This window comes from Micromonospora endophytica (assembly GCF_003236305.1).
Classification (GTDB): Bacteria; Actinomycetota; Actinomycetes; order Mycobacteriales; family Micromonosporaceae; genus Micromonospora; species Micromonospora endophytica.
The window spans coordinates 1-23,024 of sequence record NZ_POTX01000011.1; the positions used below are offsets into that span (position 1 = coordinate 1).

Here is a 23,024-nt window from a genome sequence, read left to right on the forward strand (position 1 = left end):
GGCGGTGGCTACCAGGTGGGCGGCGGCCAGGTCGGACTGGTAGGTGAAGAGCAGCCGGGTCAGGTCGTACGCCAGTTGGTCCGGCATGTCCGCGCTGACCAGGATCATGTTCGCCACCGTCACGGTGGGGGTGCCGGCGACCGTGTCGTAGGTCTTTCGGGGCAGCTCGGCGGTGGTGTAGACCGAGCCGTGGGTGGCGCTGAGCGGCTCGATCAGGTTGGCGACCGGCAGCAGGGCGAACCGGTCCCGGGCACCGCCCAGCAGGTCGGCGATGCCCGGGGTGGGCAGTCCGCCGGAGAAGAACATCGCGTCCAGGGTGCCGGCGCGCATCCGGGCCACCGTCTCCGGCAGCGACAACCGGGCCCGGCGTACGTCCCGGTCCGGATCGAGACCGGCGGCGGTGAGCAGCCGGCCGGCGATGACGTCGGTGCCGGATTTCGGTGAGCCGGTGGAGACCCGCATGCCACGCAGTGCCGCCACGTTCGTGATCTGGGCGTCGACCCGGACGATCACGTGCGTGTAGTTGCTGTAGACCCGGGCCAGGGCCCGGACCGGCTGGGGTCGGCCGGCGAAGGCGCCACGTCCGGCGATGGCGTCGGCGGCCGTGTCGGCGAGGCTGAAGGCGATCTCCATGTCGCCCTCGACCAGCCGGGTGATGTTCTCCCCGGAGGCACCTGTCGGTTCGGCACGGGCCTCGTAGCCGGGCAGGTGACGGCTGATCACGTCGGCGTACCCGCCGCCGAGCTGGTAGTACACGCCTGTGGTGTTGCCGGTGGCCAGGAAGATCCGCCCGTCGTGCCACGCCTGCGGCGGTGGGGTCTCGTCGGTGCCGTTGCCGCAACCGGCGGTCAGCCCGACCGCCAACCCCACCGCCAGCAGTGCCGCCAGCAGGCGCCGTCGCGGGCTTGTGCCGGTCCGGGCTGCTCGGCCTGACCGGGCTGTTGCACCGCCCGACCGCTGAGTGTCGTGCGGCGGATCCACTCGGCGACGCTCACTCATGCCCTGACCGCCGGTTCCAGGGCTTCGGCGACCCGCTGAACCAGGGTGGCCGTCTCGTAGCCGATCTGGCCCAGGTCGCAGCCGGAGGCGGCCAGCACCCCGAGCAGGGCCCGGTCGCCGACCGCCATCACCAGCAGCACCCCGCCGTCCATGTCGACGATCTGCTGCCGGACCCGGCCGGCGGACATCAGTCGGGCGGCACCGACGGTCAGGCTGGCCAGGCCACTGATCACGGCGGAGAGCTGATCCGCCTGGTCGGTGGAGAGACGAGGTGAGGCCGCCAACCGCAGTCCGTCTCCGGAGACGGCGAGGGCGTGCGACACGTCCGGGACGTGCTCGGCGAAGTTCGCCAGGAGCCAGTCGAGTCCGGGGCTGACATTTGTCATCATGAGGGCCTCCCGGTGGGTTTCGTCTGGTTACGTCGTGTCGCGGAGGCGACCCCGGCGGAGAGGGCGGACAACCGGGCCCGTACCACCTCGGGGTCGAGCAGGTCGGTGCCGCTCTGCTGGTCCGGCAGGTCGTGCAGTTCGGCCTGGAGTCCGTCTCCGCGTACCCGTCGGGGCAGACCGGCCCTCGTGGTGCCGGGCGGCACCGCACCGTTCGCCGCCGGTGGGGAGCCGTTCGCCGTGGACCAGGACGTCGTCGGCAGTGTCATGGTCGGGGCCTGATGCACGTTGAACCGTTCCGACGAGGCGGTGACCAGGTCCAGTCTGGGCGGTGCCGGGACCGCCCGTGCGGACTCGACCCCCCGGGGCCGGAACCAGGCGCCTGCTGTCGGCGCGGTGGAGCGTGGGCCGATCGGGGGGCGGCCGTTGACCTCCTCGGCCCGGGTGAGCAGCGTCTCCGGCACGTCCACCTGGGCCACCATGCCGCCACCGGTGCTGTGCAGCCGCACCTGGATGCCGTGCCGGGCGGCCAGGTGTGCCACCACGTGCAGGCCCATGCTGCCGGCTGCCGCGCTGGAGAGCATGGCGGGTGCGCGCAGCCGCTCGTTGATCTCGGCCAGCCGACCGTCGCGGACCCCGATGCCCTGGTCGTGTACGCGCAGGGTGAGCCCGTCGACGGTACGCCGACCGTCCACGTGCACCGGTGCCTGTGGCGGTGAGTACGCGGTGGCGTTCTCCAGCAACTCGGCCAGCAGGTGGACCAGGTTGCCCACCGCCGAGCCCTGCACCGCGACGGTGGGTACGTCGATCTCTACCCGGGCGTACTCCTCGATCTCCGAGGCGGCACCCCGTACGACGTCGGCCAGCAGGTGTGTTCCCTCGTGTGACCGGCCGAGTTCGCCACCGGCGAGGACCAGCAGGTTCTCCCCGTTGCGCCGCATCCGGGCGGCGAGGTGGTCGAGCGCGAAGAGCCGAGCCAGCGCGTCCGGATCGGTCTCCTCCTGCTCGAACTCGTCGAGCAGCCGCAACTGCCGGGTGATCAGGGTCCGGATCCGGCGGGCCAGCGCCTCGACCATCCGGGTCACGTCCATCCGCAACTCGGCCTGCTCGCCGGCGAGCCGCAGCGCGGCCCGGTTGACCGTGTCGAACGCCTCGGCCACCTGGGCGATCTCGTCGCGTCCCCGGCTGATGCCGGCGGTGAGCTGCGACGCCGGGCCTTCCGGCCGGCTGCTGTCGCCGGCCGAGATCGCGGTGATCCGTTCCGGCAGTTCCCGGTGCGCCATGGCGAGCGCGGCGTGCCGCAGCCGGCGCAGCCGGCGGCTGGTGCGTACCGCCAGCAGGGCGGCGGCGCCCAGCGAGACCACCGCCAGCGCCCCGGCGGAGCCGCCGGTGACGAGGGCGCGGCGGCGGGCCTCGGCGGCCAACTCGACGGCGCGGCTGTCGAGTTCGTCGGAGAGTTCCCGGCCCAGCAGGTTGAGCCGGCGGATGGCTCCGCTCTGGGCCACGTGCCAGGCGTCGGCGTCGGTGGCGAGCGCGGCCGGTTCGGTTTCGGCGTTCAACGCGCTGTCGCGCATCCGCCGGGCGGTGGAGACATCGATGCCGGTGAACAGCCGGGTGTACGCGGCGGTCGCGGGTTCCCCGGCGATCCGGGAGAACTCGGCCTGCCGCTGTTCCTGCGCGCCCCGCAACCGGCCGAGTTGGGCGAGTTCGCCCTCGGCCAGGCGGCCCCGGGCGAAGACGGTCCGCAGCAGGTCGCGTTCCAGCGCGGCCAGATGCTCCTGGGCGGTGACCGCGGCGACCTCGCGGGCCTGGTTGGCCAGCTCGGGGTCGCGGAGCTGGGCGGGCAGCGCGTCGGCGACGACGAGCAGCGACTCGGCCAGCGCCACGTAGACGCCGTCGGAGGTGTCGACCCGCAGCGCGGCGATCCGGGCCTGGTCGAGCTGGTCGAGGTGTTCGGCCACGCCGTCCAACGCCCGACCCAGGTCGGGCGCGGCGGTACGGGCCTCGGAACTGGCGGACCGGTAACGGTCGGCAGCGGTGTCCACGCGCCGCCGCTGGGCGTCGACGAGCGGGCGGCCGGACGTCCCGCCGCGCAGGCGCAGGGCGGCGGTCTCGGCGAGTTCCCGCTCCAACTCGTGGACCAGGGACACGGTGGCGGTGGCGGTGCCGGCCAGGATCCGGGCGCGGTGCGCGTCGGCGGAGGCGGAGAGCGCGTTGCCGGTCTGGATCGCGCCCAGCACGACCAGACCGACCGTGGCCACCAGGATCGGTGCGAGCAGTTGGGTACGTACCGACCAGAGCCGGTCGGTGTGCCCGGCTGGACGGTTGTGCCGGCGTACGCGGGCCAGGGTGGGCAGCGGCACGGGGTTTCTCCCGGGGTCGGGGTGACCGGGCCGGGTGTCGCCACCCGGCCCGGTCGCCGTCGGTCAGCTCGCGCCGAGGTCCGCAAGCGCCTTGACCGCGCCCCGGTGCAGGCCGACCGGGTCGGTCTTGCGGGCACTGTCCAGGGCGATGCCGTTGGCGGCGGGGTTCGCCTGGGCCAGCGCTTCCTTCCGCTGGAACACGGTGCGGGTGATGGCGCAGGCCACGTTGGCGTCGAGGTCCTTGCGCACCAGCAGCACGTTCGGGACCACGATGGTCGGGGTGTCCGCCGCGGTGGCGTAGGTGTCCTTGCTGATCGTGCCGGCCTGGTACGCGGGGTTCAGCTCGCTCAGCTTGGGCAGCAGCGGCGTGATGTCGAGGAACTTCACCGTGTCGCCGGCGGTGGTGAACAGGTCGGTGATCCCGCCGGTGGGCAGGCCGCCGGACCAGAAGAAGCCGTCCACGGTGCCGTCCTTGACCCCCTCGACCGTCTTGGTCAGGTCGAGTCGCTGGGCCTGCACGTCGCTGGCGGGGTCGAGGCCGGCGGCCTCCAGCAGCCGGTTGGCGATGACCTCGGTGCCGGACTTGGGGGAGCCGGTGGAGATCTTCTTGCCCTTCATGTCGGCCACCGAGTCGATGCCCGAGTCGGCCCGGACGACCACCTGGGTGTAGTTGTCGTAGATCCGGGCCAGCGCCTCGACCGGCTGGGGGGCGGTGAAGCTCTCCTTGCCCTGCACCGCGTTGACCGCGGTGTCGAACAGGGAGAACGCCACGTCGTACTGGCCGCCGACGAGCTGTTCGATGTTCTGCACGGAGGCGCCGGTCTCCGCCGCGGTGCCGGTCAGCCGACCGCCGGTGCTGTCGGCGAGTTGACCGGCCAGGGCGTTGCCGACCACGTAGTAGACGCCGGTGGCGTTGCCGGTGGCGATGCCCACCCGGGTGTTCTCGGCCACCTCGCAGGTGACGGCACTCGTGGTGTCGTCGGTGGCGGCGGCGCCTTGACGGCCCCCGCAGCCAGCGGCGCCGGTCGCGACGAGGGCGAAGGCTCCCAGCCCCGCCGCGAACCGCACGTCGATCCGTCTCACTCTTGCTCCTTCCCAGGTCGTGCCGGTTGTCCGGCTCGCGTTCCGCCGGTGGCCCCGGCAGATCCGCGTCGTAGGTACACACCCGCCGCCAGGACGCCGGCCAGCACGACGCCGATCGCGACGGGGACAGGTTCCAGCCAGAGCAGCGTCAGCCCGGCGATCGCGCCGAGCACCCGCTCCGGAACGCCGGCCGGGCCCACGCCGGGCAGCCAGCCACCCGACGCGACGGCCAACACCGCCACGCTGAGGGCGGTGACCGCGGTGGCGACCAGGATCCGCTGCGGGCCGCCGATGCCGAGCAGGCCGAGTCCGGTCGGGGTGACCACGAAGGCCAGCGGGATCAGGTACGCCGGCAGCGCGTACCGCAGGGTGTGCCACATGGTCGGCACCACCCGGCCGCCGGTGACCGCGGCGGCGGCGACCGCGGCCAGCGCGGTCGGCGGCGACACCTCGGACAGCACCGCGAAGTAGAAGACGAACATCGCGGCGGCCGGGGCGTGGACGCCGAGACCGAGCAGGGCCGGACCGATGATCACCCAACCGATCACGAAGGACGCGGTGACCGGTACGGCCAGACCGAGCAGGCTGAGCGCCACGGCGGCGAGCAGGGCGGTGAGGGCGAGCACCACCGCCGGTTCGGAGCTGACCGCGCCGGCGGCGTTGACAAGTAACGCGGCGGCCTGCGGGCCGAGGCCGGTCTTGGTGGTGGTGGCGGTGATGATGCCGGCCGCCGCGCACACCACGGCGACGGCGAGCACGCCGCGTACGCCGCCGGAGAGGGCGGCGACGAGCCGGGCCGGGGTGAGTCGGTGCCGCCGGTCCAGCAGGGACAGGACGACCGCGATCACGGTGGCCAGTACCACGGCGCGGGTGGCCGACACGCCCATCGCCAGCAGCCCGACGATGGCCAGCAACGAGGCGAAGTGGTACCCGGAGCGGGCCAGCAGCCGCCAGGCGGAACCGGCCTCCAGCGCTGCCGGCCGGACGCCGCAGCGCCGTGCGTCGATCTCCACCGAGAGCACGATGCCGAGGTAGTAGAGGACTGTCGGCACCATCGCCCAGCCGAGCACCCGCAGGTAGGACACGCCGAGGTACTCGGCGATGATGAAGGCGGCCGCGCCGAGCGTCGGCGGGGAGAGGATCGCCCCCACGCCGGCCGCGGCGAGCATCCCGCCGGCCCGTTCCGCCGGGTAGCCGGCGCGGCGCAGGATCGGCCAGGTGACCGCGCCGATGCTCACCGTCGTCGCCGCGCCCGAGCCGGAGACGGTGCCGAGCAGGAAGCCGGAGGCCACCGCCGTACGGCCGGCGGCGGTGCGGGACCGCCGGAACGCCGCGGCGGAGAGGTCCACGAAGAACCGGCCCGCGCCGGAGAGGTCGAGCACCGCCCCGTAGATGGTGAACAGCACGATGTACGTGGCCGCCACGTCCAGCGGGGTGCCGTAGAACCCGCTGTCGGAGTTGTAGAAGGCGTCCACGAGCTGCCCGAAGTCCAACCCGGCGTGGGCCACCGCCCAGGTCTGCGGCAGCAGGCCACCGTAGTAGCCGTACCCCAGGAAGAGCAGGCAGACCGCGGGCAGGATCCAGCCGGTGGTGCGGCGGCACGCCTCCAGCAGCAGCAACAGCAGGACGGTGCCCATCGCCACGTCCATGCCGACGAGCAGGCCCTGCCGGTCGAGGAAGGCGTCGTAGCCGCCGCCACCGCCGAACAGGGTGACCGGCAGCACCGGGTAGAGGCAGCCGGCCAGCGCGACGGCGGCCAGCACCCAGTCGACCCGGCTCGGCCCGGAGCGTCCGGAGCCCGACCCGCCGCCGACCGCGCCGGCCCGGCCGGGGGAAAGGTCGGCCGGGGACCGGCGCAGCCGGTGGGGGAGCCGCAGGTCGGCCGGGTAGGCCAGGAAGACCAGCGGGAGTACGCCGGCCAGGAAGTAGATCAGGTAGTACTTGCTGCCCTGGGCGAGCGGCCGGAACACCTGCCAGAGCGCGAGCAGGGCGACGACCAGCGTCGCGGCGGTCAGGATCGCGGCGACCGGACCGGAGAGCGTCCGGCCGGGTTTCTCCTCCTCGAACCGGGTCGCCAGTTCGCGGGGGTCCACCACGGGCGGCCGGTCGGTGCCGGTGGACGGTGTCGCTGGTGGGTCGTGGCGCGGTGGCGTGGTGGGGGTCTCCCGATCGATCTCCGCCACGCGGGGCCGGGGGCCCTTCGCCTCGGGTCCGGAATCTTCGCTGAATCGGATAGCCGACACGATGGGGGACAATACGCGAATTGGCTCCGCGTTGGGAACATTGTCGATCATCCTTTCTCTGAGTGACTTTCATTTTGTTCTAGTCACTCACTGGAGTGAATAATTCAGAATTCCTTTCGCGATCGGCGGGGACGTGCCGATGGGGGTCGGCCGAGACTTCGGGAGAGGGCTACCTGCCCGCCCGTTTTGTGGCATCGATGGCATTCTGAAGGCCGATTTCAACCAGGTAAAAACTTATCGTCATGATTACCCTGAGTGTAAATCCTCGCGCGCTGCGTTCATGTAGGGGATCGCGTCACCGGCCGGTGAGCCCCGGGCTCCCTGCCGTCGGATGTCCCGCCCGGCCCGTGCGCGCATTCGGTGATCCGGCCCCCGTAATTGATGGAACCGTGTCTTTCTGGGAACCATGGAGTCCGCATTTCCCGCCGAATAGGGATCGCGGCGATCGCGCGTCCCCCGAACCGGAGTGGGAGCGTCCCGTGGCGGGACCGATCGCGACAGTGGTGTGTTGGCGGGTTATCCGAGGTCCCTGACCGGGCATGTGAGGCAGGCGTTGGCACCGAGCTTGAGGAGGGGCGATGGGCTCCGCGTCTTCCCGTCCGGACGGACACGATCCGCAACGGCGGCCCGCCGCCACCCGGTCCGCGGCCGATGAGCGACCGGACGCCGACCGCGAGATGCCGGAGCGTGGGCGACCGGACCGCGACGTCTCTGACCTCGACCGCGACGCGCCGGAGCATCCGGCGAAACTGTCGGGGCGCGAATGGTGGGCGGCGCTGCGCCGGACGGTGCGGGAGTTCAGCGACGACCGGCTGACCGACTGGGCCGCCGCGCTCACCTACTACGGGGTGCTGTCGATCTTCCCCGGCCTGCTGGTCCTGGTCTCGTTGCTGGGCCTGCTCGGGCCCGGTGCCACCCAGGGGGTCCGGGACACCGTCGGGGAGGCGGTGCCGGAGCAGAACATCCGCCAGATCCTCGACGCCGCCCTCGAACAGGCCCAGCAGAACGGCGGGCTGGCCGGGGTCGCCGCGATCGTCGGTCTGCTGGCCGCCTTCTGGTCGGCCTCCGGTTACGTGGCGGCCTTCATGCGGGCCGCCAACACGATCTACGACGTGCCGGAGGGGCGGCCGGTCTGGAAGACCCTGCCGATCCGGGTCGGGGTGACCGCCGTGATCGGCCTGCTGCTGCTGGCCAGCGCCGTGATCGTGGTCTTCACCGGCCGGTTCGCCGAGCAGGTCGGCTCCGCCATCGGCGTCGGTCGGACGGCGGTGACGGTCTGGGACATCGCCAAGTGGCCGGTGCTGCTGCTCCTGGTCAGCCTGATGTTCGCGATCCTCTACTGGGCGTCGCCGAACGCCCGGCAGGGTGGCTTCCGCTGGGTGAGCCCCGGTGGGGTGCTGGCGGTGCTGCTCTGGTTGCTGGTCTCTGCGGGCTTCGCGCTGTATGTCGCCAACTTCGGTTCGTACAACAAGACCTACGGCGCGCTCGCCGGTGTGATCATCTTCCTGGTCTGGCTCTGGTTGAGCAACGTGGCGATCCTGCTCGGCGCGGAGTTCGACGCCGAACTGGCGCGGGCTCGGGCGGTCGCGGCCGGACTGCGCCCGGCCGATCGGGAGCCGTACGTCGAACTGCGCGACGACCGCAAGCTCCACGGCGACCGCAAGCCGCGTACCGAGGCACACCCAGGCCGAAGTGCCGATTGAGCGGCTTTTGCTAGATCCAGCAAAAGTTGGCGTTGATCCGCTCTAAGGTCTGGACAGCGCGCATCTAAGGCTCCTACTGTGTCGGGCACCACTCATCGACATGTCGTCGATGTGAACGAGCCCGGTGGAGAGGTGAGCCGTGCATACCACCGACCCCCTGCACGTCCGGCTGCTGCGATTGCTCCGTGACGAGGGTGCGTTGTCCCGGGCCGAGCTCGCCGACCGGTTGCAGATGCCCCGCCCCCGGCTGCTCGCCGAGCTGGACCGGCTGGTCGCGCTCGGCTACGTGGCCGAGGCGGGCAAGGCGGCCTCCCGGGGCGGGCGTCGTTCCACCCTCGTGGAACTGAGTCCGCACCTGCGGTTCGCCGCCGTCGACCTGGGCGCCAGCTCCATCGACGTCGAGGTGGTCAACGGCCGGCTGGAGCCGGTGGTCGCGTACGCCGAGCCGGCCGACATCCGCTCCGGCCCCAAGGCCACCCTCCAGCGGGTCAACGAGTTGCTGCACAAGGCCCGGGTGGACGGCGCGTACGACCGGCTCAACGCGGTGGGCATCGGCGTGCCGGGGCCGGTCAGTTTCCGCGACGGGGTGCCGGTGTCTCCACCGATCATGCCCGGCTGGGACCGCTTTCCCGTCCGTGAGCTGCTCACCCGCGAGCACGGCTGCCCGGCGGTGGTGGACAACGACGTCAACATCATGGCGATCGGCGAGCGGCACGGCGGGGTGGCGCACTCGGTCGACGACTTCCTCTTCGTGAAGATCGGCACCGGCATCGGCTGCGGGATCTACCTCAGCGGCGAGGTCTACCGGGGCACCGACGGTTGCGCCGGGGACATCGGCCACATCCAGGTCGACCCGCACGGCCCGATCTGCTCGTGCGGCAACGCCGGCTGCCTGGAGGCCCTGTTCAGCGGCGCGGCACTGGCCAAGGACGCCGCCGCCGCGGCGCGGGCCGGCACCTCGCCGGCGCTCGCCGAACGGCTGACCGAGCGCGGCACGCTCACCGCCCTGGACGTGGCGGCCGGCGCGGGCGAGGGGGACGTGACATGCATCCAGCTCATCCGTGAGGGCGGGCGGCGGGTCGGCAGCGTCCTCGCCGGACTGGTCAGCTTCACCAACCCGTCGATGATCGTGATCGGCGGCGGCCTCGCCCAGCTCGGGCACGTGCTGCTCGCCGAGATCCGCAGCGTCGTCTACCGCCGCTCGCTGCCCCTGGCCACCGGCAACCTGCCGGTCGTGCTCTCCGAGCTGGGTCCACGCGCGGGCGTGGCCGGCGCCGCCGTGCTCGCCAGCGACCTGGCCTTCGGCGAAGCGGCATGACTGAGCGGAGTGGAGGATCGTCATGAGTGAACAACCGGACTCCGGTGCTCCACTGGTGGAGGCACCCGCCGACACCGTCGCGGGCGAGGTGGTGCTGCGGCTCACCGACGTGGTCAAGACCTTCCCCGGCGTACGCGCCCTCGACGGTGTGCAGCTGGAGGTACGCGCGGGTGAGGTGCACTGCCTGCTCGGGCAGAACGGCGCCGGCAAGTCCACCCTGATCAAGGTGCTCGCCGGGGTGCACCGGCCGGATTCGGGCCTGGTCGAGTGGCGTGGTCAGCCGGTCAGCTTCGCCAACCCGCAGGCTGCGATGCGCGCCGGGATCGCCACCATCTACCAGGAACTCGACCTGGTCGCGGATCTCTCGGTGGCGGAGAACGCCTTCCTCGGTCACGAGCCGCGCCGCCTCGGGTTCGTCCGCCGAGGGCAGATGGCCCGCCACACCCGGCAGATCCTCGGCCGGCTCGGGCACGCCGAGATCCCGCCCGGCCGGATGGTCCGGGCGTTGCCCGCCGCCGGCAAGCAGGTGGTCAGCATGGCCCGGGCGCTCTCCCACGAAGCCCGCTTGATCATCATGGACGAACCGAGCGCGGTGCTCGCCCACGACGAGGTGGAGAACCTCTTCCGGATCATCCGTGAGCTGACCGCCCAGGGCATCGCGGTCATCTACATCTCCCACCGGTTGGAGGAGATCCGCGAGATCGGCGACCGGGTGACGGTCCTCAAGGACGGCCGGACCACCGCGGCGAATCTGCCGGCCCGTGACACCCCGACCCGCGAGCTGGTCTCCCGGATGACCGGCCGGACCATCGAGTACGTCTTCCCGGACCGCCCCGAGGGCAGCGCCCTCGGCGAGGAACTGCTCCAGGTCGAGGGTCTGACCCGGGCCGGTGAGTTCGCCGACGTGTCGCTCACCGTCCGGGCCGGGGAGATCGTCGGCATCGCGGGGCTGGTCGGCTCCGGCCGGTCCGAGCTGATGGAGACCATCTACGGCGCCCGCCGGGCCGAGTCGGGCACCGTGCGGATGGCCGGCCGGGCGCTTCGGCCGGGCAGTGTCGGCGCGGCGGTACGGGCCGGCCTGGGCATGGCGCCCGAGGAACGCAAGAGCCAGGCGCTGCTGCTCGGTGAACCGATCTACCGCAACGTCACGCTCGCCACCTTCAGCCGCTATGCCCGCTTCGGGTTCATCGACGCCGGGCGGGAGCAGGCCGAGGCGGACCGGATCGCCGAGAGCCTGGAGATGCGGCCGCGCGACGTCCGGCGGGCGGTGCGGACCCTCTCCGGCGGTAACCAGCAGAAGGTGGTGGTCGGCCGGTGGCTGCTCGGCGGCACCAAGCTGTTGCTGCTCGACGAGCCCACCCGGGGGGTGGACGTCGGCGCCCGAGCTGAGCTGTACCAGGTGATCCGGCAGCTCGCCGCCGAGGGTGTCGGGGTGCTGCTGGTCTCCAGCGAGGTGCCCGAGGTGCTCGGTCTGGCCGACCGGGTGCTGGTGATGCGGGAAGGGCGGGTCGTCCGGACGGCCCAGGCCGGCGAACTCGACGAGAACACCGTCCTCGACCTCGTGATGGCGGGGTCCCTGATGGAAGGCGCACCGGCATGACCGATAGTCCCCCCGCCACGACCCAGCTGCCGGCGCAGTCACCGCCGGTGGATCCGGCCGAGACCGAGGCGGCCGGAGCACACGCAACGCCGAGCCACGCGGCGGCCACCGGCCGACTCTCCTGGTGGCACGGGGACAGTGGTGAGGGCGCTCGTCGCAATCTCGCCCTGGTCGGGGTGCTGGTGGCGCTCTTCGCCATCGGCGCGGCCACCCGTTCCGATCTCTACTCCAATCCGGACTGGGTCTGGGCGAACATGCTCAGCATCCTCAAGCTCGCCTCGGTGGTCGGGGTGGTCACCGTCGGGATGACCTTCGTGATCATCGGCGGTGGCATCGACCTCTCGGTCGGGGCGATCGTCGCGCTGGCCGGGGTCTGGTGCACCACTGTCGCCACCCAGAGCTTCGGCGCCGGCGGCATGATCTTTACCGCGATCGTGGTCGGGGTGGCGGTCGGCCTGGTCAACGGCACGCTCATCGCGTACGGGCGGCTGGTGCCCTTCATCGCCACGCTGGCCATGCTGGTGGCCGCTCGCGGGCTGGCCGCCGAGATCTCCGACAAGCAGACCCAGATCTCGCAGAACAGCACCATCAACGGCATCGCCAGCACCAACCTGCTCGGCATCCCGGTGCTCGTCTACATCCTGGCCGCGGTGGTGATCGCCGGCTGGGTGCTGCTCAACCGCACCACCTTCGGTCGGCGTACGGTCGCCGTCGGCGGCAACCCGGAGGCCGCGCGGTTGGCCGGCATCGACGTCAAGCGGCACACCCTGCTGCTCTACGCCCTTTCCGGGCTGTGCTGCGGCATCGCCGCCATCATGCTCACCGCCCAGGCCACCTCGGCCCAGGCGGGGATGGCGAACCTCTACGAGCTGGACGCGATCGCCGCCGTGATCATCGGTGGCACGCTGCTCAGCGGCGGGCGGGGCACCATCATCGGCTCCCTGCTCGGTGTGATCATCTTCGCCACCATCACCAACCTCTTCGCGATCAACGGCCTCTCCATCGAGGCACAGAACATGGTCAAGGGCGGCATCATCGTCGCCGCCGTCCTGATCCAGCAGGTCCAGTTCGGCAGTCTCTCCCTGTTCTTCCGCCGCAACCGGCTGACCACCAGCTGAACACCCTTCTCCACCAGGCCACCCGCAGTCACGACGGTGGCCGGGCATCGCACACCCGAAATCCCTCTCCACCACCTGACCCCAGGAGGTCGTCATGACTCAGCACAGTCGCCGCCGGCTGCTCTTCGGCGGGGCGGCCGTCGGTGCCGGCGTACTGCTCTCGGCCTGTACCAGCAACGAGAGCAGTACACCGACCGAGGCACAGACCAAGGCAGCAGACGGCGGCGGCAACGCCGAACCCGGCAAGCAGGTGACCATCGGCTTCTCCGCGCCTGCCGAGAGCCACGGCTGGATCGCCGCGATCACCAACAACGCCAAGGCGCAGGCCGGCGCGTACTCCGATGTGGAGCTCAAGTCGGTCGAGGCCGGCGCGGACGCGGCGGCCCAGCGGGCGGCGCTGTCCACGCTGATCTCCCAGAAGCCGGATGTGATCGTGCTGCTGCCGTTCGACGGCAAGGAACTCAACTCGTTCGGCCTGGAGGCGATGGCGGCCGGCATTCCGGTGGTCAACCTGGACCGGGCCTTCCCGGACGCCAAGGCATACCGGTTGCAGATCAAGGGCGACAACTACGGCATGGGCGTCTCGGCGGCCAATTTCATTGCCGAGCAGCTCAAGGCCAAGGGCGTCAGCAACCCGGTGATCGCCGAGATCGCCGGCATGGACGCTCTGGAGCTGACCCAGGAGCGCACGAAGGGCTTCAACGACACCCTCGCCCAGCACGGCCTGAAGGTGGCCAACCGGCGGGCGGCCGAGTTCACCGTCGACACCGGGCAGCGGGAGGCGGCCCAGCTGCTCCAGGCCCTGCCGAAGATCGACGCGATCTGGAACCACGACGACGACCAGGGCGTCGGCGTGCTGGCCGCGATCAGTCAGGCCAACCGCAACGAGTTCTTCATGGTCGGCGGTGCCGGCTCGAAGAAGGCGATGGAGGACATCCAGGCCGACAACACGGTGCTCAAGGCCACGGTGACCTACAGCCCGTCGATGGCCTCCTCGGCGATCTCCCTGGCCCGGCTGATCGGCCAGGGCCGGGGCATGGGCGACCTGGTGGAACTCCAGGTGCCCAAGGAGATCGTCCTCGCCTCCGAAACGATCACGAAGGAGAACGCGAGCGACTACATGAAGCTCGGGTTCTGACACGACCGGGGGGAGACCCACCTTGTCCACGAACGACAACCAACTGCGGATCGGCATGGTCGGTTACGCCTTCATGGGCGCCGCGCACTCGCAGGCGTGGCGCACCGTGAACCGGGTGTACGACCTGCCGGCGCGGGCCCGGATGACGCTCATCTGCGGCCGGGATCCGGGGAAGGTGGCCGAGGCCGCCGACCGGCTCGGCTGGGCGGAGCACACCACGGACTGGCGGGAGCTGGTGGCCCGGCCGGACATCGACGTGGTCGACATCTGCACACCGGGTGACAGTCACGCCGAGATCGCCCTGGCCGCGTTGGCCGCCGGCAAGCACGTGCTGTGTGAGAAGCCGCTGGCGAACACCGTCGCCGAGGCGCGGGAGATGGCCGCCGCGGCGGCCGCTGCCCGGGCTGGTGGGGCGCGTTCGGCGTGCGGATTCAACTACCGGCGGGTGCCGGCGGTGGCGCTGATGCGCCAGCTGGTCGCCGAGGGGCGGCTCGGCGAGATCCGCCACGTCCGGGCCACCTACCTGCAGGACTGGATCGTGGACCCGCAGTTCCCCCTGGTCTGGCGGCTCCGCAAGGAGGTGTCGGGCTCCGGCGCGCTCGGTGACATCGGTGCGCACATCATCGACCTGACCCAGTACGTCACAGGTCAGCGGATCACCGGTGTGAGCGCGGTGACCGAGACGTTCGTCAAGGAGCGGCCGCTGCCGGCCGAGTCGAGCGGGTTGGCTGCACAAGCCGACGGGGGCAGCGCCGCCACCGGCCCGGTCACCGTGGACGACGCGGCCATCTTCCTGGCCCGGCTGGACGGCGGCGCGCTCGCCACCTACGAGGCGTCCCGGTTCGCCACCGGGCGTAAGAACGCTCTCCGCGTGGAGATCAACGGGTCGCTGGGCAGCGTCGCCTTCGACCTGGAACGGCTCAACGAACTGGAGTTCTACGACGCGACGCGACCCGCCGCCGAGCAGGGCTTCAGCCGGATCCTGGTGACCGAGAGCGAGCACCCGTACCTGTCGGCCTGGTGGCCGCCGGGGCACATCATCGGGTACGAGCACTCCTTCACCCACCAGATGCGCGACTTCATCGAGGCGGTGGCGACCGGCGGGGATCCGACCCCCTCCTTCGCCGAGGCGTTGCAGGTGCAACTGGTGTTGGAAGCGGTGGTCCGGTCGGCCGAAGAGGGTTCCTCGTGGACCGTGATCGAGCCGGCGCTGGCGACGACAGCCGCCTGAGCCACCTCCGGTGCCGACCGGCGAGGGCCGGCCGCGGTTGCGCCCCGCGGCCGGGTACGAGGTCGGTACCGGAGGCCGTGCCGCCGGGCGGTCGTCCGGTGGCACGAACGTGCGGTCCCTCCGGTGGGGCCGGACCGGGATTCCCCGGCCGCACCGGAGGGCCGACGCCCAGCGGTCCTGGCGACCGCAGAGACCTCAGCCGCCTGGCAGGCGGTCCGCCTTCGACGAGTCGTCCGGTCGGTTGCGTCAACTCGCGACCGGCCGGGTACGGAGCAGGCAGGGGCGCGACGCCGACCACCCCTGCCTGTCAGCCCCGTCCGTCCCGGCAGGTTCCGGGACACCGGTCGGCGGCGTCGCCGCCGACCTCGCCGCCGACCGGTGAGCTTTCCGCCGGGACAGCCGGGCGGACGGGGCGTCTCCGCACAAAGGATATCTTTCGGAAACATTCTCTGATATTGATGTAACTCGATGGCCGGATTCCCCGACCGGGAAGGAGCGCCATGCGTACGGGTGTCTGGCTGGTGGGAGCACGCGGCTCGGTCGCGACCACCAGCATCGTCGGGGCGCTCGCCCTGCGGGCCGGGTTGACCGGGCCGACCGGCTGCGTCACCGAGCTGCCCGGGGTGCGCGGGCCGGCCCTGCCGGCCTTCGCTGATCTGGTCTTCGGCGGTCACGACGTGGTCACCACCCCACTGGCCAAACGCGCCGAGGCGCTCGCCGACGCCGGCGTGCTGCCGGCCCGGCTGGTCGCCGCGCTGACCGAGGAACTGGCCACTGTCGAGCGGGAGCTACGCCCCGCTCCCACCGGTGGCAGCCAGGCCGACCGGGCCGCCGCCCTGGTCCGCGACCTCACCGAGTTCCGTGACCGGCACCGGCTGGCCCGGGTCGTGGTGGTGAACGTCGCGGCCACCGAACCGGCGTGCCAGCCGCATCCCGGACACGCCGACCCGGACGCGCTGCACGCCGCGCTCACCGGTCCCGACGAGGTGCTGCCGCCCAGCTCGCTGTACGGGTACGCGGCGGTCACCGCGGGCTGCTCGTACGTCGACTTCACCCCGTCGACCGGCCTGCGGCTGCCGGCCCTGGTCGCGCTTGCCGAGGCCCACCAGGTGCCGTACGCCGGGCACGACGGCAAGACCGGCGAGACCCTGCTGAAGTCGGTGCTCGCCCCGATGTTCGCGATGCGCAACCTGCAGGTGCGCTCCTGGTCCGGCACCAACCTGCTCGGCGGCGGCGACGGCGCCACGCTCGCCGACCCGGCGGCCAACGCCGCGAAGGTCCGCAGCAAGCAGCGGGTGCTCGGCGAGACACTCGGCTACCTGCCGCAGGGCGACACCCGCATCGACTACGTCGAGAGCCTCGGCGACTTCAAGACCGCCTGGGATCTGATCACGTTCGCGGGTTTCCTGGGCACCGGGATGCGCCTGGAGTTCACCTGGCACGGTTGTGACTCGGCACTGGCCGCTCCACTCGTGCTCGACCTGGCCCGGCTGACCGCCGCCGCGCACGCCGCCGGCCACACCGGCCCCCTGGCCGACCTCGCCTTCTTCTTCAAGGACCCGCTCGACGCCGACACCCACTCGCTCGCCGAGCAGTGGACCCGGCTCTGCGCGTTCGCCCAGCGGCTGGACCCCGGAGGCACCGATGACAGGCATGGCTGACCTCGTCGAGTTGGTCCGGGCACCGGCCGCCCTCTCGGTGCCCGGTGACGTGATCGCCGGTGCCGCCGCGGCGGGCGCGCTGAGTCGGCGTACGCCGGCCCTGGCCGCCGCGTCGGTGCTGCTCTACTGGGGTGGGATGGCCGCCAACGACTGGGCCGACCGGCGGCTGGACGCGGTCGAACGCCCGGAGCGGCCGATCCCCAGCGGCCGGGTCAGCCCCGGCCTCGCGGTAGGTCTCGCCGCCGGCCTGACCGCCGCCGGGGTCGGGCTGGCCGCCGCAGCCGGTGGCCGGCGGGCCGCGGCCGTCGCGCTGCCGCTGGCCGCCGCCGTCTGGGGGTACGACCTGGCGGCCAAGAACACCGCCGCCGGGCCGGCCGTGATGGCCGCCTGCCGCGGGCTGGACGTGCTGCTCGGTGCCGCCGCCGGTCGACCGGCGCGGGCGTTGCCGGCGGCGCTCACCGTGGCCGCGCACACCTGGACCGTCACCGCCCTGTCTCGCCGCGAGGTCGACGGCGGCGACTCCGTGCTGCCGAGACGCACCCTCGCCGGCACCGCTCTGGTCGCCGCCAGCGCCGCGCTACCACAGTGGCCACCGCGACCGCACCGGCCCGTTGGCCCGGCCACCGGCGGTGTCCCGGCCCGGACGGGCCCGGCCGACCGCTCCGGCGCCGGCCGGCGCGCGGTCGATGCGGTGACGGCGGCGCTGCCCGCCGTCCTCGCCGGCTGGTACGCCGCCCGCTACGGCGGCGCGCAGGCCCGGGTGGTCGCCACCCCCACCGCCGACCGGGTCCGCGCGGCGGTGGGCGCCGGCATCACCGGCCTGCCCGCGTTGCAGGGTGCGTTGACCGCACGGGCCGGCACCGGCGTGCTCGGGCTGGCGGTGGCGGCGGCCGCGCCGCTGGGCCGACGACTGGCCCGGAAGGTCTCCCCGACATGACCGCCGGCACCCCCACCGACCATGGCGGCCTACGGTTCGGGTACGGCACCAACGGGTTCGCCAACCACCGCCTCGACGACGCGCTCGCGGTCATCGCCGACCTCGGTTACACAGGCGTGGCGCTGACCCTGGACCACGACCACCTCGACCCGTTCGCGCCGGAGCTGGCCCGCCGGGTCGACGCCGTGGGCCGCCGCCTCGCCGCGCTGGGTCTCGCGGTGGTGATCGAGACCGGGGCCCGGTACCTGCTCGACCCGTGGCACAAGCACGCACCGACGCTGCTGCACGACGACCCGGCCCGCCGGGTGGAGTTCCTGCGCCGCGCCGTGCGGATCGGCGCCGACCTCGGTGCCGAGGCGGTCTCGTTCTGGGCCGGGGTCCGGCCCGACGACGTCCCGCCGGCCGTGGCCTGGGAGCGCCTGGTGGCCGGCTGCGCCACGGTGGTCGAGGAGGCCGAGAACGCCGGCGTGACCCTGGGCTTCGAGCCCGAGCCGGGGATGCTCGTCGAGGACATCGCGGGTTGGCGTCGGCTGCACGCCGCCCTGGGACGGCCGACCACCCTGGGTCTCACCCTCGACATCGGACACTGCCGTTGCCTGGAGCCGCAGCCGGTGCCGGACTGCGTCCGGGACGTGGGCCAGCACCTGGTCAACGTGCAGATCGACGACATGCGGCGGGACGTGCACGAGCACCTGGAATTCGGCACCGGTGAGATCGACTTCCCGCCGGTGCTGGCCGCGCTGCGCGAGGTCGGCTACGCCGGGCTGGTCGCTGTCGAACTGCCCCGGCACTCGCACGCCGCCCCGGCCGTGGCCGCCCGCTCGCTGGCCTTCCTCCGCGCCGCCGCCGTCGGCGACACCGGTAACGGCGGCACCACTCACGGCGGCACCAGTAACGGCGGCACACGAAGGGTGACAACGGCCATGACACCTGACGCACTCCGGGCGGCGCTTGCGGACGTACCCGATCCGGCCTGGCTGACGGCGGCGCTGCACGCTGTCGCGGCGCAGCCGGCGGCGATCAGCCGATACTTCCCGGCCGCCGGCCGGCGTTGTGGCCGGGCCGACCTGCCCGACCTGCCCGGTTGGACGGCCGACGAGGCGGCGCGCGCGCTGCTGCTGGCCACCCTGCCAGCCGAGCACGCCGAGCAGGCCGAGACGCTCTACCGCACCGGCGACGCCGCCGAGAAACGGGCCGTGCTCAAGGCCCTGCCGCTGCTGCCGGTCGGCGCGGCCGGGGTGCCGCTGCTGCACGACGCGCTGCGCACCAACGACACCCGGCTGATCGCCGCGGCCCTCGGCCCGTACGCCGAACATCTGGACCAGGCCACCTGGCGACAGGCCGTGCTCAAGTGCGTCTTCACCGGCGTAGCGCTGGCCGTGCTGGCCGACCTCGACGAACGCGCCGACGCGGAGCTGGCGGGAATGCTCGCCGCGCTCGCCGCCGAGCGGCACGCCGCCGGCCGGAGCCTGCCCACCGACGCCACCGAGCTGCTGGACCGGCTGACCACCATCGGGCCGCCGGCCGGGCTGACCGCCACCGGCCAACCGCACTCCAGGGAGGCGTGATGCGAATCTTCGACCCGCACATCCACATGACGTCCCGCACCACCGACGACTACGAGCGGATGGCCGCCGCGGGCGTGCGGGCGGTGGTGGAACCGGCGTTCTGGCTGGGCCAACCGCGCACCAACGTCGGTTCGTTCACCGACTACTTCGACTCGCTCGTCGGCTGGGAGCCGTTCCGGGCCGGGCAGTTCGGGGTGCGCCACCACGCCACCGTCGCGCTCAACCCCAAGGAGGCCAACGACCCGCGCTGCCGGCCGGTGCTCGACGTGCTGCCCCGCTACCTGGACAAGGACGGCGTGGTCGCGGTGGGGGAGATCGGGTACGACTCGATGACCCCCGAGGAGGACGCCGCCTTCGCCGCCCAACTCGCCCTGGCCGTGGCGCACGACCTGCCGGCGCTGGTGCACACCCCGCACCGGGACAAGGCCCGTGGCGTCGAGCGCAGCCTCGCGGTGGTCGCCGAGTCCGGCATCGAACCGGGCCGGGTGGTGCTCGACCACCTCAACGAGGTGACCGTGAAGCAGGTCCGGGACACCGGCTGCTGGCTCGCCTTCTCCATCTACCCGGACACCAAGATGTCGCCGCCCCGCATGGTCGAGGTGCTCCGGGAGTACGGCACCGAACGGATGCTCGTCAACTCCGCCGCCGACTGGGGGCGCTCGGATCCGCTGCTCACCCGGGCCACCGGCGAGGCGATGCGGCAGGCCGGGTTCACCGACGAGGACGTCGACCAGGTGCTCTGGCGCAACCCGGTGGAGTTCTACGGGCAGTCCGGACGGCTCGACCTGAGCGACATCGAGGCACCGGACGCCACCTTCGCCGGCAACTCGATCCTGCGCGGCGGCAGCTGATGCGGCTGCGGCACCCCGGCGGGCGTACCGTGCACCTCGGCTACTGCACCAACGTGCATCCGGCCGAGGACCTCACCGGCATCCTCGACCAGCTCGACAGGTACGCGGTGCCGGTGCGCGCGGCGCTCGGCACCGACCTGCTCGGCCTGGGTCTGTGGCTGGCCGCCCCGGTCGCCGCCGAGCTGGCCGCCGATCCGCACGCCCGCCGCCGGTTGCGCACCGAGCTGACCGTACGCGGCCTGGAGGTGGTCACCCTCAACGGTTTCCCGTACGCCTCCTTCCAGGCCCCGGTGGTGAAGGGCGCGGTCTACCACCCGGACTGGACCACCGCCGACCGGCTGTCGTACACCCTGGACCTGGCCCGGGTGCTTGCCGACCTGCTGCCCGACGACGCCGCCCGGGGTTCGGTCTCCACCCTGCCGCTGGCCTGGCGGACGCCGTGGGACGGCAGCCGGGCCGATGCCGCCCGTCGCCGGCTCGACCAACTCGCCGCCGGGCTCGCCGCCGTGCAGCGGGACACCGGCCGGCCGGTGCGGGTCGGGTTCGAGCCGGAACCCGGCTGCGTGGTCGAGAGCAGCGCGCAGGCGGTGGCCGCGTTCTCCGGAGTGGACGTCGAACGACTCGGCATCTGTCTGGACCTGGCCCACCTCGCCTGTGCCTGGGAGGAGCCGGCCGCCGCCCTGGAGCGGCTGGCCACGGCGGGCCTGCCGGTGGTCAAGGTGCAGGTCTCCGCCGCGCTGGAGGCGACCGACCCGGCCGGTGACGCCGCCGCGCTGCGGCGCTGGGTCGAGCCCCGCTTCCTGCACCAGACCCGCACCGCCGACTGCGCCGACGGTGCCGGCGGGGTCGGTTCGGCCGACGGTGCCGGCGGGGAACCGCGGCGGTCTGATCCGGCGGATCCCCGGTGGGCGGCCGACGACCTGGACGGGGCGCTCGACGCGGCGCTGCCCGGGCCGTGGCGGGTGCACTACCACGTGCCGCTGCACGCCCCGCCCGAGCCGCCGCTGGGCTCGACCCTGCCGGTGCTGCGCGCCGCGCTGGCCGGGCTGCTCACCGGTCCCGACGCCGGCTGCGACCACTTCGACGTCGAGACGTACACCTGGGGGGTGCTGCCGGCGGCGCGGCGCCCGCGCACCGACGCGGAGCTGGCCGCCGGGATCGCGGCCGAACTGGCCTTCGCCCGTGACGAACTGGTCGCCCTCGGGCTGACCCCAACTGCAACGGCGGTGACGGCATGACCCAGTTGGTGGTGTTGGACGTGGTGGGGCTGACCCCGCGCCTGCTGGCGCACATGCCCCGGCTGCGTGCGGTGGCGGACGCCGGATTCCGGGCCGAGCTGGGCACGGTGCTGCCGGCGGTGACCTGCTCGGTGCAGTCGACGTTCCTCACCGGGGCGCTCCCCGCCGAGCACGGCATCGTCGGCAACGGGTGGTACTTCCGCGACCTCGGTGAGGTGCTGCTCTGGCGGCAGCACAACGCGCTCGTCGGTGGCGAGAAGCTGTGGCAGGCGGCCCGCCGGGTCCGGCCGGACTACACGGTGGCGAACGTCTGCTGGTGGTACGCGATGGGCGCCGACGTCGACTGGACGGTCACCCCGCGCCCGGTCTACCACGCCGACGGGCGCAAGGAGCCGGACTGCTACACCGATCCGCCGGAACTGCACGACGCGCTCACCGCGCGGCTGGGCACCTTCCCGCTGTTCACCTACTGGGGGCCGGGCGCGGGAATGCCCTCGTCGCGCTGGATCTGCCGAGCCGCCGAACAGATCCTCGCCGACTCCGCACCCGACCTGACCCTGGTCTACGTCCCGCACCTGGACTACGACCTGCAACGCTTCGGCCCCTCCTCGCCGCAGGCCGCCGCCGCCGCGGCCGAGCTGGACGGCGTGCTCGCCCCGCTGCTGGACGCCGCCCAGGCCCGGGACGCCACGGTGGTGGTGCTGTCGGAGTACGGCATCACCGACGTCTCCCAGCCGGTCGACGTGAACCGGCTGCTGCGCGCCGAGGGGCTGCTGCGGGTGCACACCCAGGCCGGTATGGAGTACCTCGACCCGTGGACGTCGCGGGCGTTCGCGGTCGCCGACCACCAGATCGCCCACGTCTACGTACGCGACCCGGCGGATGTGCCGGCGGTGGCGAAGCTCTGCGCGGCGCTGCCCGGGGTGGCCGAGGTGCTGGACGCCGCCGGCAAGGCGGCGCACGGGCTGAACCACGAGCGTGCCGGTGAACTGGTGCTGGTGGCCGAGCCGGATGCCTGGTTCACCTACTACTACTGGCTCGACGACGCTAACGCCCCGGACTTCGCCCGGCTGGTGGAGATCCACCGCAAGCCCGGGTACGACCCGGCGGAGCTGTTCTTCGACCCGGCCGCGCCGGGCGCGGCGAAACGGCGGGCCGCTGTCGCGCTGGCCCGCAAGAAACTGGGCATGCGCTATCTGATGAGTGTGGTCGGGCTGGATGCCGGAGCGCGGGCGGTACGGGGGTCGCACGGGCGGTTGCCCGCCGACCCGGCCGACGCCCCGGTGCTGCTCTGCTCCGACCCGTCGGTGGCCCGGGAGCGGGTGGCCGCCACGGAGGTCAAGGGACTGTTGCTGGAGCTGGCCGGCCTGACGGGGTCCTGACGAATGACGCCGGACTTTCGATCATATTGACGAAAGTCATTACCTGGCGGGCGGAAGGTATGGACACATTGACATACCTAATTTAATGTCATCGCTAACACTGGCTTGTTTCACGCGAGTGAACCAGTGGTCAGGGCCGACCGGGCACGGTGCCTGACGACATTCCCCCGCTACGGCGTTCGGCGCGGCGGCGCGCGCCCGCCCT

The 23,024-nt window shown here is 72.5% G+C and carries 17 protein-coding genes; 12 read left to right on the forward strand and 5 right to left on the reverse strand.

Translation table 11 applies throughout. The annotated features are described in order from the left end of the window. The 5 genes from C1I93_RS02985 to C1I93_RS03005 all read right to left on the reverse strand — a co-directional run. Positions 1 to 891: TAXI family TRAP transporter solute-binding subunit (locus C1I93_RS02985; protein WP_438819575.1), on the reverse strand; the 891-nt coding region annotated here is incomplete at its 3' end. A gap of 104 nt (positions 892 to 995) precedes the next feature. Continuing rightward, complete coding sequence (locus tag C1I93_RS02990) at positions 996 to 1,388, reverse strand: roadblock/LC7 domain-containing protein (protein ID WP_420811732.1); 393 nt, start codon at positions 1,386 to 1,388, stop codon at positions 996 to 998. Then, complete coding sequence (locus C1I93_RS02995) at positions 1,385 to 3,748, reverse strand: sensor histidine kinase (protein ID WP_111241655.1); 2,364 nt, start codon at positions 3,746 to 3,748, stop codon at positions 1,385 to 1,387. Before C1I93_RS02995 ends, C1I93_RS02990 begins: the two co-directional genes overlap by 4 nt. Positions 3,749 to 3,811: 63 nt before the next feature. Beyond that, positions 3,812 to 4,831 carry a TAXI family TRAP transporter solute-binding subunit gene (locus C1I93_RS03000; protein WP_111241656.1) on the reverse strand — a complete coding sequence of 340 codons (1,020 nt, stop codon included), beginning with the start codon at positions 4,829 to 4,831 and terminating at the stop codon, positions 3,812 to 3,814. Further along, positions 4,828 to 7,074, reverse strand: coding sequence for a TRAP transporter permease (locus C1I93_RS03005; RefSeq protein WP_420811733.1), 2,247 nt, complete (start codon positions 7,072 to 7,074; stop codon positions 4,828 to 4,830). Before C1I93_RS03005 ends, C1I93_RS03000 begins: the two co-directional genes overlap by 4 nt. 677 nt (positions 7,075 to 7,751) lie before the next feature. On the opposite strand from C1I93_RS03005, the gene C1I93_RS03010 reads away from it, so the two are divergent. The 12 genes from C1I93_RS03010 to C1I93_RS03065 all read left to right on the forward strand — a co-directional run bounded on the left by C1I93_RS03010 (position 7,752) and on the right by C1I93_RS03065 (position 22,819). Continuing rightward, positions 7,752 to 8,777 (forward strand): YihY/virulence factor BrkB family protein, encoded by a 1,026-nt coding sequence (locus tag C1I93_RS03010; protein ID WP_111241690.1) that lies wholly within the window; start codon positions 7,752 to 7,754, stop codon positions 8,775 to 8,777. 139 nt (positions 8,778 to 8,916) lie between these two features. Further along, entirely contained in the window at positions 8,917 to 10,095 is a 1,179-nt protein-coding gene (locus tag C1I93_RS03015; protein WP_111241657.1) for an ROK family transcriptional regulator, read from the forward strand. Positions 10,096 to 10,117: 22 nt separating this feature from the next. Then, positions 10,118 to 11,695, forward strand: coding sequence for a sugar ABC transporter ATP-binding protein (locus C1I93_RS03020; protein ID WP_111241658.1), 1,578 nt, complete (start codon positions 10,118 to 10,120; stop codon positions 11,693 to 11,695). Further along, a complete protein-coding gene (locus C1I93_RS03025; RefSeq protein ID WP_111241659.1) occupies positions 11,692 to 12,813 on the forward strand; it encodes an ABC transporter permease in 1,122 nt (373 codons plus the stop codon). The genes C1I93_RS03020 and C1I93_RS03025 overlap by 4 nt, the downstream gene beginning before the upstream one ends. 94 nt (positions 12,814 to 12,907) lie before the next feature. After that, positions 12,908 to 13,951 (forward strand): substrate-binding domain-containing protein, encoded by a 1,044-nt coding sequence (locus C1I93_RS03030; protein WP_111241660.1) that lies wholly within the window; start codon positions 12,908 to 12,910, stop codon positions 13,949 to 13,951. 55 nt (positions 13,952 to 14,006) lie between these two features. Further along, positions 14,007 to 15,182 (forward strand): Gfo/Idh/MocA family protein, encoded by a 1,176-nt coding sequence (locus tag C1I93_RS03035; RefSeq protein ID WP_420811736.1) that lies wholly within the window; start codon positions 14,007 to 14,009, stop codon positions 15,180 to 15,182. Positions 15,183 to 15,682: 500 nt separating this feature from the next. Beyond that, positions 15,683 to 16,843 carry an inositol-3-phosphate synthase gene (locus tag C1I93_RS03040; RefSeq protein WP_111241662.1) on the forward strand — a complete coding sequence of 387 codons (1,161 nt, stop codon included), beginning with the start codon at positions 15,683 to 15,685 and terminating at the stop codon, positions 16,841 to 16,843. Then, on the forward strand, positions 16,827 to 17,780 hold the full coding sequence (locus C1I93_RS03045) for an SCO3242 family prenyltransferase (RefSeq protein ID WP_111241663.1): 954 nt from the start codon (positions 16,827 to 16,829) through the stop codon (positions 17,778 to 17,780). The genes C1I93_RS03040 and C1I93_RS03045 overlap by 17 nt, the downstream gene beginning before the upstream one ends. Next, on the forward strand, positions 17,777 to 19,348 hold the full coding sequence (locus tag C1I93_RS33170; protein ID WP_111241664.1) for an EboA domain-containing protein: 1,572 nt from the start codon (positions 17,777 to 17,779) through the stop codon (positions 19,346 to 19,348). The genes C1I93_RS03045 and C1I93_RS33170 overlap by 4 nt, the downstream gene beginning before the upstream one ends. Next, positions 19,348 to 20,199, forward strand: coding sequence for a TatD family hydrolase (locus C1I93_RS03055; protein ID WP_111241665.1), 852 nt, complete (start codon positions 19,348 to 19,350; stop codon positions 20,197 to 20,199). The genes C1I93_RS33170 and C1I93_RS03055 overlap by 1 nt, the downstream gene beginning before the upstream one ends. Next, a complete protein-coding gene (eboE, locus tag C1I93_RS03060; protein WP_111241666.1) occupies positions 20,199 to 21,437 on the forward strand; it encodes a metabolite traffic protein EboE in 1,239 nt (412 codons plus the stop codon). The genes C1I93_RS03055 and eboE overlap by 1 nt, the downstream gene beginning before the upstream one ends. Then, on the forward strand, positions 21,434 to 22,819 hold the full coding sequence (locus tag C1I93_RS03065) for an alkaline phosphatase family protein (protein ID WP_181444992.1): 1,386 nt from the start codon (positions 21,434 to 21,436) through the stop codon (positions 22,817 to 22,819). Before eboE ends, C1I93_RS03065 begins: the two co-directional genes overlap by 4 nt. The last annotated feature ends 205 nt before the right edge of the window (positions 22,820 to 23,024 follow it).